This window comes from Xanthomonas cassavae CFBP 4642 (genome assembly GCF_000454545.1).
GTDB classification, from domain to species: domain Bacteria; phylum Pseudomonadota; class Gammaproteobacteria; order Xanthomonadales; family Xanthomonadaceae; genus Xanthomonas; species Xanthomonas cassavae.
The window spans coordinates 4,853,501-4,865,074 of sequence record NZ_CM002139.1; the positions used below are offsets into that span (position 1 = coordinate 4,853,501).

General features: G+C 63.1%; 9 protein-coding genes and 2 pseudogenes. 6 read left to right on the forward strand and 5 right to left on the reverse strand.

Going from position 1 to position 11,574, the window contains the following annotated elements:
* Nucleotides 1-279: 279 nt before the first annotated feature.
* Complete coding sequence (locus tag XCSCFBP4642_RS29535) at nucleotides 280-1,554, forward strand: tetratricopeptide repeat protein (protein WP_029221610.1); 1,275 nt, start codon at nucleotides 280-282, stop codon at nucleotides 1,552-1,554.
* A 113-nt stretch (nucleotides 1,555-1,667) separates the two neighbouring features.
* Here XCSCFBP4642_RS29535 and XCSCFBP4642_RS0121695 read toward each other — a convergent pair whose 3' ends face one another.
* Nucleotides 1,668-3,134, reverse strand: coding sequence for a rhomboid family intramembrane serine protease (locus XCSCFBP4642_RS0121695; RefSeq protein WP_029221611.1), 1,467 nt, complete (start codon nucleotides 3,132-3,134; stop codon nucleotides 1,668-1,670).
* Between the two features lie 110 nt (nucleotides 3,135-3,244).
* Here XCSCFBP4642_RS0121695 and greB point away from each other — a divergent pair, with 110 nt between their 5' ends.
* A complete protein-coding gene (greB, locus tag XCSCFBP4642_RS0121700; protein ID WP_029221612.1) occupies nucleotides 3,245-3,751 on the forward strand; it encodes a transcription elongation factor GreB in 507 nt (168 codons plus the stop codon).
* A 208-nt stretch (nucleotides 3,752-3,959) separates the two neighbouring features.
* Here greB and rimO read toward each other — a convergent pair whose 3' ends face one another.
* Nucleotides 3,960-5,342, reverse strand: a complete 1,383-nt coding sequence (gene rimO, locus XCSCFBP4642_RS0121705; protein ID WP_425480155.1) for a 30S ribosomal protein S12 methylthiotransferase RimO — start codon at nucleotides 5,340-5,342, stop codon at nucleotides 3,960-3,962.
* Nucleotides 5,343-5,743: 401 nt separating this feature from the next.
* Entirely contained in the window at nucleotides 5,744-5,977 is a 234-nt protein-coding gene (locus tag XCSCFBP4642_RS30945; RefSeq protein ID WP_029221614.1) for an AbrB/MazE/SpoVT family DNA-binding domain-containing protein, read from the reverse strand.
* Nucleotides 5,978-6,118: 141 nt separating this feature from the next.
* Here XCSCFBP4642_RS30945 and XCSCFBP4642_RS28980 point away from each other — a divergent pair.
* Nucleotides 6,119-6,244, forward strand: a pseudogene (locus tag XCSCFBP4642_RS28980) (IS5/IS1182 family transposase); the annotation flags it as partial.
* Between the two features lie 158 nt (nucleotides 6,245-6,402).
* Here XCSCFBP4642_RS28980 and XCSCFBP4642_RS30280 read toward each other — a convergent pair.
* Nucleotides 6,403-6,836: pseudogene (locus tag XCSCFBP4642_RS30280) on the reverse strand (IS3 family transposase); the annotation flags it as partial.
* A 94-nt stretch (nucleotides 6,837-6,930) separates the two neighbouring features.
* Between XCSCFBP4642_RS30280 and XCSCFBP4642_RS0121715 the strand changes: the two are divergent.
* From XCSCFBP4642_RS0121715 to XCSCFBP4642_RS25575, 3 genes are all read left to right on the forward strand, one after another.
* On the forward strand, nucleotides 6,931-8,058 hold the full coding sequence (locus tag XCSCFBP4642_RS0121715) for a type IV toxin-antitoxin system AbiEi family antitoxin (protein ID WP_200859722.1): 1,128 nt from the start codon (nucleotides 6,931-6,933) through the stop codon (nucleotides 8,056-8,058).
* A gap of 56 nt (nucleotides 8,059-8,114) precedes the next feature.
* Entirely contained in the window at nucleotides 8,115-8,918 is an 804-nt protein-coding gene (locus XCSCFBP4642_RS0121720; RefSeq protein WP_033899514.1) for a nucleotidyl transferase AbiEii/AbiGii toxin family protein, read from the forward strand.
* A gap of 342 nt (nucleotides 8,919-9,260) precedes the next feature.
* Nucleotides 9,261-10,298, forward strand: coding sequence for an AbiJ-related protein (locus tag XCSCFBP4642_RS25575; protein ID WP_235048307.1), 1,038 nt, complete (start codon nucleotides 9,261-9,263; stop codon nucleotides 10,296-10,298).
* A gap of 247 nt (nucleotides 10,299-10,545) precedes the next feature.
* Here XCSCFBP4642_RS25575 and XCSCFBP4642_RS0121730 read toward each other — a convergent pair whose 3' ends face one another.
* On the reverse strand, nucleotides 10,546-11,508 hold the full coding sequence (locus tag XCSCFBP4642_RS0121730) for an IS5 family transposase (RefSeq protein ID WP_029218204.1): 963 nt from the start codon (nucleotides 11,506-11,508) through the stop codon (nucleotides 10,546-10,548).
* Nucleotides 11,509-11,574: the final 66 nt, after the last annotated feature.

Below are 11,574 nucleotides of genomic sequence, written 5' to 3' on the forward strand. Positions count from 1 at the left end.
TTTCTGCGCGAAGGACTGCTGTCGGTGACAGCGAGTCTTGGTTCGCGGATTGATCGTCATGCCTCTTCATGTTTTGCAGGTTCTACGGGCGCTGCAGGGGCAAGCCGCCACTCGCCTGCTCGCGCACCTCGGCGCCCACCAGGGCAATCGCCTGTCCGCCTGACTTCGAGCGCTGCCCCGCCAATGCGGTGCAGCCAATCACCAGCCGCCCCCCCCCAATTGCGCAGCGGCCCGCGCACCTGCACAATCCCTTCACATCACACGCTTTGGGGGAGCGTCATGAAAGACCGTTTTCGCGCACGCAAGGTGGCCGCGCAGGCCGCGCTTGCGCCGTTCTGGACGCGCATTCCCGCCATCGCCACTTACCCGTTGCGAGGCTCGGCACTGTATGCGCTGATCGCACTGACGTTATGCAGCGCGTTGCTGGTGCTGCCGGGCATCCTGAAACTGGTGATTGCCGGTGTGCTGGGCATGGCGACCTACACCTACGCCTTCGACATCCTGCGCCACACCGCCGATGGCCAGGCCGATGCACCCCGGCTCGGCTATGACAGCTTCGACAGCGCGGTGCTGCGCCTGATCCTGCTGGCCCTTGCGCTAGGCATCGTGATCGGCGTGGCCGCCGCGATCGCCGGCCCGTTCGGGCTGACCATTGCCTACCTGGGCACCATGCTGCTGTTGCCCGGCATGCTGATTTCGCTTGCCATCGACGGCAGCCTGCGCCGTGCGCTCAACCCGGCCGTCTCGATCGACATGGCGCTGCGCATCGGCTGGCCGTATCTGGCTGCCTACGGTCTGCTTTACGTGATTCAGGGCAGCGGCACGGCAGCGGTGTTCTTCGCACTGAAATTCCTGCCTCCGCTCGTGCGCGAGGCGACAGTGATGATGACCTCGATCTGGGCCCTGTTCGCCAGCTTCCACCTGCTGGGGTATCTGGTGTACCAGTACCACGAAGAGCTGGGCTACATGCCCAGCGGCGGGGCTGCGCACGAACGCACCGACCCCGACCAACGCCTGCTCGACGAGGCGGACCAGTACCTGCGCGACGGCCATTCCGACGAAGCCTTCCAGGCCTTGCGCGGTGCGGTGCGCTCGCGCGCAGTGAGCCTGGCAGTGCACGAGCTGTATCAGCGCCTGCTCCGCCAGCATCACCGCAACGACGAGTTGCGCGAACACACCCGCCAGTACATCAATCGCCTGCTGCAGGAAAAACGGGAACGCCGCGCGCTGGCGCTGCAACGCGAGGCGCTGGATCTGGATGCGACATTCACGCCGTTGACGCCCGAGCAGGCCACCCTGCTCGCCGAGCGCGCCAAGATGGCCGGCCAGTTCCAGCTGGCCACCGATGGCCTGCTCGCCGCCATCGCCGCCTGGCCCCGCGACCGCATGCTGCCGGCCTGGTCGCTGGACGCAGGCCTGATGTTGGCCGAACGATTTGGTCGCGATGAGCAGGCACGTGCGGTGCTGCAGCAGGCGCTGGAACAGTGCGATGACGATGCCCAACGCGCCAAGCTGGACGCGGCGTTACGTGCGGTGGCAATCCAGCCGGCTTGATCGGTTAGTCCGATTCGCAACCAGCCAGCAGGGTGTGCGCAGCACTGCGACCTGCGACCGCAGGACGCCGCAAGAGACCCCTCTACACGCTTCGCCCTTGCAGCGCCATCGGCTCAGCCGTTTTCCAGCAGAAACCGCGCCTTGCTCGCCGGCCCCTGTTCGGGAAACTGCTCCAGCACCAGCCGTAACAACCGTGCGCGTTGTTCGCCGGCCTGCAATTCGCCGTGGCGCAGCGCCAGCACGAACCAGCACTGGGCAAGCTCGGCGCGCGGCGCGCTGCTGTCGCACTCCTTCAACAGGCGCTCGGCATCGGCCAGCAAGCCGTTGCGCAGGCAGGCATCCACCAGGGCCAGGCGCGCCGGCAACTCCAGCGCGGCGCGGTCCTTGCCGAGCTCCGCGGCCACACCCAGTTGCAGGCGTGTCTGCTCGGCAGTGTGCGTGGGCAGACACACCAGCATGTGCGCGTGTCGTACGGCTTCCTGCTGGCGGCCGGCATTGCGTGCCACGCGATAGCGGGCCAGCGCGATCTCCAGACTCTGCGGGCTCTCGCCGGCCAGCTCGGCCAGCAGGCGTTCGGCCTCCTGGTTCTCCATGCGTCCCAGATGCCGTTGCGCGCGCTCCCAACGGTCGTCGCGCTGCGCGGCATCCTGCTCGTCCATGAAAGCCGGCCGGGTCTGCCGCACGGCGACCAATACCGCACCAAGCAATGCACCGCTGACCAGGCCGCCGGCATGCGCTTCGAATGCGACCCCCTCGCTGCCGCTGCCCAGCAGGCTGTACAGCTCCCAGCCCAACCACAGCGGCAACAGCAGGATGGCCGGCCCGCGCACGTAGTTGAACACCACGAAGAACCAGTAGAAGAACCGCACCCGGCGCCGCCCCCAGACCACGCAGAACGCGCCCATCAGGGCGGCGACCGCGCCGGAGGCCCCCAGGCCGCCACCGGGCTCGCCCCAGCGCCACCACAGGCTGGCGGCGCTGGCGCCAAAGCCACCCAGCAGATACAGCAGCAGGAACCAGCCGCTGCCGATCGCCCCTTCCAGCAAGGTACCCAGCGCCAGCAGGAACACCATGTTGCCGAACAGATGATCGGCGTTGGCATGCAGGAAGGTGGCCGAGAGCATCCGCTGCGGCGACCACTCCGAACTGCGTTGCAGATGGCGCAAGGTGAACACCCGCGCCAGGCGCGCGTCGTAGGGCGCACGCAGACCGCGCCACTCGCGCCGCTGCTCGTCATCCTTGAACAGCGTGCCTTCGCGCAGTGCCTGCCCGAAGGCGACATCGTGCAGGGTGAGGTGCGCCAGGTAGGCGATGCGCTGCGGCGCGGGCACTGCCTCCAGCCTGGCCTGGCGCGCAGCGCGCAGCCGGGCGTCGGCGGTGCGCTCCAGGTAGCGCGCATGCGCCTGGGCTTCGAGCGTGCCCAGCCCGGAGTCGACGTAATACCGCACGGCGTTCTCGACCAGATCGTCGTCCTTGCGCTGATAGCCGACATAGACGACGACATTGATCAGCACCAGCAGCAGCGTCACCCACGGGATGTTGTGGCGCGACCAGGGTTTGTGCAGCGGCATGATCACCATGACGACGTCCGTGTCTTGAGAATGGCGCAAAGCTTCGCCGTGCGGCGACAGATGCGCAAGTGGACCATGCGCGCTAGCATCGCGCCCCTTCCCTCCCCCCAAGCCTGCCCATGAGCCGCTGGCGACCGCCCGCCGAAAAAAGCACCGCGCTGATCACGCCCGAAGGACATGCGCGCCTGAAGGTCGAGCTGGAGGAGCTGTGGCGGGTGCGGCGGCCGGAGGTGGTGCGCGCCTTGGCGGCGGCGGCCGCCGAGGGCGACCGCTCGGAAAATGCCGAATACACCTATCGCAAGAAGCAGCTCGGCGAAATCGACCGCCGGGTGCGCTACCTGAGCAAGCGCCTGGAAGCGCTGCGGGTGGTGGACACCGCGCCCACCGACCCGCAGGCGGTGTTCTTCGGTGCGCAGGTGGAGCTGGAAGACGCCGACAGCGGCGAGTTGCTGCGCTATCGCATCGTCGGCCCGGACGAAACCGATGCTGCGCGCGGCTGGATCAGCATCGATTCGCCGCTGGCGCGTGCGCTACTCAAAAAACGCGTGGACGACGAGTTCGAGGCGCAGTTGCCGGCGGGCAGGCACACGTTTGTGGTGGTGGCAGTGGAGTACGCGGCGCTTTAGGGCGTCTGAGAAAACGACTGCGCTCACCGCCATGCCAGTGCCGCCAGCGCTCGGAGTCGGGATGTACTCCTCACTCCGGTTCCGCGTAGCAAGCTCCGTCGCGCGCAGGCACGCTCCTACGGGCTGGCGTGCCCATACAGCGTGTGCGCCGATGGTTCGGCACACGAGGGAGCGTCGACGCCATCGGCCAGCCGGCATCCCGCGGCGGCTAGACCATCTGCAGGTTCAACGCCCGCCCTGGCTGCACCGCGCGATCCGACGGCAGCGCATCGCCAAACAGGTCGTGCGCGTCGCTGTCGGTGATCTCCACATCGACCAGGTCGCCCACCTTCAGGCCGAGCGCGCCGCTGTTCTGGATATGCACCAGCCCATCGATCTCCGGCGCATCGGCGCGCGAACGGGCCACGGCGATGTCGTCTTCGATCAGGTCGACCAGACATTGCTGCACGCTGCCGATCTTGGCTTCCAGGCGCGCGGCGGAAATCTCCGCCTGCCTGGCCATGAAGCGCGCCAGCCGCTCCTGCTTCACCTCTTCCGGCACCGGATCCGGCAATGCGTTGGCGCTGGCGCCGTCCACCGGCGAATACGCGAACGCACCGACGCGATCCAGCTGCGCCTGATCCAGGAACTCCAGCAGCGATTCGAACTCGGCATCGGTCTCGCCGGGGAAGCCGACGATGAAGGTCGAACGCACCGTGATCTCCGGGCACATCGCCTTCCAGCGCTGCACGCGCTCCAGCGTCTTTTCCACCGCGCCCGGCCGCTTCATCAGCTTGAGGATGCGCGGGCTGGCGTGCTGGAACGGGATATCCAGATACGGCAGCAGCTTGCCTTTGGCCATCAGCGGAATCACGTCGTCCACGTGCGGGTACGGGTACACGTAATGCAGGCGCGTCCATACGCCCAGTTCCGACAGGCCCTCGCACAAGGCCTTCATGCGGGTCTGGTACATGCGGTCGCGCCACGGGCGCTCGGCGTACTTCAGATCCACGCCGTAAGCGGAAGTGTCCTGCGACACCACCAGCAGTTCCTTGACCCCGCCACGCACCAGCCGCTCGGCCTCGCGCAGCACCTCGTCCACCGGGCGCGAAGCCAGATCGCCGCGCATCGAGGGAATGATGCAGAAGCTGCAACGGTGGTTGCAGCCCTCTGAAATCTTCAGGTAAGCGTAATGCCGCGGGGTCAGCTTGATGCCGTAATCGGGCACCAGATCCACGAACGGGTCGTGGCGCGGCGGCAGCGCCGCGTGCACCGCTTCCATCACGCTCTGGTAGTCCTGCGGGCCGGACACCGCCAGCACCTGCGGGTAGGCCTCGCGAATCTGCTCCGGGCGCTTGCCCAGGCAGCCGGTGACGATCACCTTGCCGTTGGCGTTCATCGCCTCGCCGATGGCGTCCAGCGACTCGGTCACCGCCGAATCGATGAAGCCGCAGGTATTGACCACCACCACGTCGGCGGCGTCGTAGCTGGGCACGATGTCGTAGCCCTCCACGCGCAGCTGGGTGAGGATGCGTTCGGAATCGACGAGCGCCTTCGGGCAGCCAAGGCTGACCATGCCTATCCGCGGCTGGCGGGCCGCCTGTGCATTCATTTCTGTCATGGGGTTACTTTGAAAGGTCTTGTCTATAGCTACATGCGCTTTCGAGCCTAGCCAGACAGCCGGCCATAGCAGCGATTACCGGAAGGCACACGCGACGACATGGACAGCGAAGCACGATCTACGACTGGACGACAAGCTCACGACGATGGCCAATGTCTAGTCAGACTATCATCAGCGGCACGTGAAGTCAGGGATTCTCCGGGCGTTCCTAGAGATAAAGCCCAGACGGATCACGGCGGAATCGGTGCTGGCCGTTATGACGGCTGGCTCGGCTTTCGCGCGCCAAGCCAATCCAGTTCAAGAACAAGCGAATCTGACCCTGATTGTAAACGCCGGGATCGCTGATGCCCAATCCGGTCCATCTAGAGCATCAATCCCCAAAAGCGCGCGCGTCACCCGCGGTCATTGGCCTCATCCCGGTAAAACGTGAAGTCCGCAGGCAACCTTCCGCGGTAGGAGTGAAGCTGTTCCAACCTGGACTGCAGCCCTGGCTTCGTCCGGACCTTGAAGAGTCGAGGACCGTCAACGATGACCTCGATTTCATCGCCCTCCTGCAACTCCAGTGCCTCGACCAAGCTGACCGGCAGACGTATCGCCAAGCCATCACCCCACTTTGCAACTCGCATAGTGCACCCACAACGTGTAAGCACGAATGTGTATTCTGCCGCCTACCCCATACCGCTACGTCCAGATTTTTTCTTTAGGGAAACTCTGAACAACTCCCCCTGATCCTGCGACAATCGCACAGAGGCACCAGGACGATGACGATGCAACTGACCTTCGGCGACGCGGAGTACAACAGCAAGCGGACGCGGCGTGAGGTGTTCTTGGCCGAGATGGACCAGGTCGTGCCGTGGAAGGGCCTGCTGGCGCTGATCGAGCCGCACTACCCGACGTCGGGGCAGNAAAACGTGCCGAAAACGGCAAAAAACCGGGGGTTTGAGCGCCCTCAGCGCGGCGGATGTGGCGTGTTTCGTTTTCCGGCTGCGTTGATCAGACCATCCTTAGCAAGAGAGGGACGGGCGCTGCCATGCCACTTTGTCTCCGGCTACAGCGCGATGAAGTTCCGCTTCAACAGATTGCGCACGCCCGGTGGTGCTATGGCAGCCCACTGGCCACGCCGCTGCGCGAGGCCTCCCTGCACAGGCGGGCCACACAGTTCAGATTGGCTGTCTCGTCAGTTGTAGATCTGGCGAGCGCAGGGCAAGCGATCGTCCCAATTAATACCTGCTGGCCGACACGTTCAGACAGCTGTACATCGGTCGAATCGGGAACTCATCGCGGCAACGTTCGATCACCCTATACCGCAAGATGATCCCTTGACGAAGAACATCGCCGCTTCTCACACAAAAAATCCCGCCCATCTTCACACGCCAGTTCGCGTTTCAGACCCGTCAGTTCGTCTTCGCGCGGCGCCCCGGTATCTGCAAAGGCCACCTCGTCTTGGTTCTGGGTTTTCAGCTTCCAGCGCGTCAACAGAGCTTCGCCGAACCTAGCTACCCATCATTGGCCAGCCAAGAGCTTTTGTTGATTTCACCGTATCAAAAGCTTTCAACAGACGTTGAAACGAAGCAACTCTATGAAATCTGGCTCCAAATTTCAAAAAATATGCTATTTTCAGCATATGTTGAAAAGCTCAGTTTCAATGAAAAATATAGAAGCTCGTGCTTCTGAGGCGCTACGCCGTCTACTGGAAAACGTTCCAATCCTTCAAGTCGAAAGCATTGAAACCGAAGCCGTGTCAGGTGCTTGGGAGCCAGACTTGATCGCCCGACTGCTCGTAGACGGACGGCAGCATATGCTCGTCTGCGAGTGCAAGTCCAACGGGCAACCTCGGTACGCGCGAAACGCATTATTGGCGGTGCTGAACTATGTGGCGCAACGGGCTCCCCTCGCGACGCCCATCTTCATCGCGCCCTACATCTCACCGGCGGTAAGGCAGATGTGCGCAGAGAAAGGCGTGGGCTATCTCGACCTGGAGGGGAATGCCCGCATCGCCTTCGGCGGCGTTTTTGTTGAGCGCATGGTGGCGGACAGGCCGGCGGCCGAGCAGCGTGAACTCAAATCGCTGTTCAGGCCGAAGTCGGCCCAGGTTCTACGCGCGATGCTGCGCGAGCCCACACGTGCATGGCGCGTCACCGAGTTGTCGGAAATCTCCAGAGTCAGCCTGGGACACGTCAGCAATGTGCGCACCGGCCTGATTGATCGGGAATGGGCTCGCATCTCGGACGATGGCCTCGTCCTCTCAGAACCCGATGCACTGCTGGACGCATGGCGGGATAGCTACACAGCGCCACAAGGTGAGCGCTTGCACTTCTACACACCGCTCCATGGCAGTGCGCTGGAAGATGCGGCACGCGACGCACTTCGCGTCGAAGACGGTTTCGGACGCGCGGCCTTCGCATCGTTCTCGGCAGCACAGTGGCTCGCTCCTTACGGGCGCACCGGATCGCACTACTTCTTCGCCAACGAGGAAGGTCTGCGCAAGCTCCAAGCAGCGTTGAAGCTAGCACCCGCATCGAAAGGTGAGAATGTGATCATCATCGTGCCCAAGGACTTGGAACTGCTTGCCGACACAGTCGAGCCCGCGCCCGGGGCCGTTTGTACGAACCCGGTTCAGACCTATCTAGACCTATCCATTGCCGGCGAACGCGGTGCAGAAGCCGCAGATCACTTGCGCCAAGAAAGGCTCTCATGGTCCAAATGACACCACCCCAGGAGCCACAGTCTGCCGCCGAGTACGACGACCGCACGACTGCAGCCGTGAAGTCCGTTCTGATCGAGATCGGTCAGATCCTTGGCAGCTTCAAGGGAAAGTTCGCCATCATTGGCGGCGCGGTGCCGTGGCTTCTGCTGGCCAATGAGGACATGCCGCACGTTGGCACGCTCGACGTGGACGTCGGTCTGGATGCAGAAGCACTCGGAGACGGTGAGTACGCAACCTTGATCGGTGCGCTCCGAAGCCATGGATATGCCCAGCGTGAAGGGCTCCGGCGCTTTCAATTGGTTCGCCAGGTTCCCACTCAAGATGGTGGTGCGGCGATCGATGTCGTGGTCGATTTCTTGATGCCGCGCGATGCGGCGATCGTCAAAAACGATCCTCCCCTGATCAGCGACTTCGCTGTGCAGCGAGCGGATGGCGCCGACCTGGCGATGCGGTTCTATCAGTTGGTGGCTGTGGCCGGGCCGATGCCGGATGGAGGAACAAACCGCGTGGAGATCGCGGTGTGCTCCATACCCGCGCTGCTTGCAATGAAAGGACATGCGCTGGCAGGTCGCTACAAACAGAAGGATGCTTACGACATCTACTACTGCGTACGGAACTACCCCGATGGGATCGAGGCGCTGGCACAGGAATGCCGCCAACTGCTGGGCCATGCCAGCGGTGAGAGCGGCTTCCGGCACATCGCAGACAAGTTTGACACATTCGAGGGGCATGGCCCCACTTGCGTAAGGCGCTTCGTCCAAGACACGCATGCACTGGGTGATCGCACGCCCGACCAGTGGCAGCAGGATGCCTTCGGGCAGGTCGATGCACTGCTACGCGCCATGGCACTGAGGGGTTGAGTCGGGCCACCATGGACTATGCACAACTTCGCAACCTACTCGAGCCATTGGTCACTGGGCTGAAGGATGCCGGCACGCACACCATGCTGCCGACGCTTTGCGAAGGATTAGGATTGCCTATTCCTACCACCGATGGTTCTAAGCGGGAGCGCATGATGGCCAGCTTGGGCGCGGTGGCGGACACAGACTTGCCAGGGGGTTGCGTCCAAACTACTGCAACGCCACCCGCCCAAAGCAGCCTTACGACATCAGATCCAGGACATTCTCTGGAGTGACATTGCGGGCCCTACCATCCCGAAACGGTACCGGCGCGAAGTCGCGCGCCGGCTCAACAGCGAAGACCTGTATGTCGATGCTCGCAGGTTTGATGACTTGTTGGAACGCTTATGGATTTTGGATACTGACGACTGGATGGGCTTGCTGAGCGGGAAGCCCACGGAGTTGCGCGCTGGAATTCAACAGCATGTCCATCGCAACTCAGAAGACTGGCCAGCCGAAACCCTGTTCGATCAGTTGGGCGCCTATGACGCTTCAGACCAACGCTTTGCACTGTTCTTAGAAGGGCTGGCTTCGGCTGAAGTACGACCTGACGAGGTGGCGCAACGGCACTTCGTTGCTTGCGTCAATGAGCCACTGCGCAGCTGCGGCGTTGAGCTACGCGAAACCGCCGTGACAGGCGGTTACCTAGTCTTCTCATTGGTCTCACTGCATGCATCGGCCAAAGGCCGGCCGAAGAATCTCATCTTCGCTTCGCCCGACAAGCCCGACCTGCGCTTCCGCGATGCACTCGACAACGATGTCGAGATCGTAACCAATGCGGACAAGGTGCTCATTTATGACCGACCAATCGGCAACGCCGGTCTCCGCTGGAACGATCTGCAGCAGTGGTGGAGCGAAGTCGAGGAGATCTCTGATGCTACGCAAGCCAAACGCTCGTTGTACGCTCGTCTCAAGGCCAGCCTGCCTCAGAATTCCCCACCGCAGACAGTGCTGTTCGACGCATTCTTCGAGGGGTTTCGCAGTGCGGTGCCGACCCTACCGGCGCTGCTACCGGAAGTCTGGCTGCACTGGGATCCTCGCACGGTCAGAGAGCGAGGGCCAGACGCGCTTTTGCGGTTTCGAATGGACTTTTTGCTCCTATTGCCACAGGGTGTTCGCGTTGTCATCGAGGTCGATGGCAAGCACCACTACGCAGATGCCACCGGCAGTGCCGATGTACAGCGCTATACCCAGATGGTTCGGGCTGATCGCGAACTCAAACTCACCGGCTATGAAGTCTTTCGCTTCGGGGCAGCGGAACTGCAGTTGCCGTCAGCAAAGACTGACGTCAAGGCATTCTTCGAAGCCCTATTCAAACGCTACGGCGTTTCGATCATCTAAGGCAACGCTGATCAAGTAGTCGCAACGGCCAGCGAACTGGCCGATCCGGCTCATGACGCACTTGGATCTACGATCAGCCGTCCTTCCATGCCCGTTTCCGGGCGCTGCGNGGCAACGCTGATCAAGTAGTCGCAACGGCCAGCGAACTGGCCGATCCGGCTCATGACGCACTTGGATCTACGATCAGCCGTCCTTCCATGCCCGTTTCCGGGCGCTGCGGGCCGCTTTTGCGGCCCCGCAGGCGCAACTATCCCGCCAAACGCACCCGCGCCAGGTACAGGTTCGCCAGGCCCAGGGCCACGAAGCAGCGGTTCGCGTTCTTGTCCAGCCCGCGATAACGCACCTTGGCAAAGCCCCACAGCCGCTTCACCACCGCGAACACGTGCTCGACACGGGCACGGATCTTCGACTTGTTGCGGTTCCGCTGGCGCTGCACCTCATTCACTTCGCCACGCTTGCGAACCCGCTGGTTGGTGAAGTCCCGGGCGTGCGGTGCATGCGTGCCGATCAGCGCCTTCTGGCTGGCGTAGGCGCTGTCTCCATAGACCCGGCGTTCCTCCCCGTGCAGCAGGTCTCCCAGCAGGTGCTTGTCATGCACATTGGCCGCCGTCACCGCCGCGCTATGCACCAGGCCGTTACGACTATCCACGCCGATGTGCAGCTTCATCCCGAAGTACCACTGCTGCCCCTTGCGGGTCTGATGCATGTCCGGATCGCGGGCCTTGTCCGCATTCTTCGTCGAACTGGGCGCGCCGATGATAGTCGCATCCACGATGGTGCCCGTGCCCACCTTCAGGCCACGTGCTTCCAATTCCCGGTTCACTTGCAAGAACAGCTCCGCCCCCAGCTCGTGCGTCTCCAGAAGGCGACGAAACTTCAGCAGTGTCGTCGCGTCCGGAACCCGCTCGCGGCCCAGGTCGATCCCCACGAACCGCCGCAGCGCCGTGCTGTCCAGTAGCGCTTCCTCGCAGGCCTCATCGGCCAGATTGAACCAGTGCTGCACCAAATACATCCGCAGCATCCGTTCCAGGCCGACCGGCGGCCGGCCATTGCCTGCCTTCGGATAGTACGGCTCGATCACCGCGCACAGTGCCGACCACGGCACGATCTGCTCCATCGTCGACAGGAACACATCCCGGCGCGTCGGCCGACGATGCTGCTCGAATCCACTGCCCTGATCGGCCGCCATCGCCAATGTCTGCTGTTTCATCGGTCGTTCCGATTTGAAGGAAGGGGCATATTTTCTCCGATAGGGACCGACTTGATCAGCGTTGCC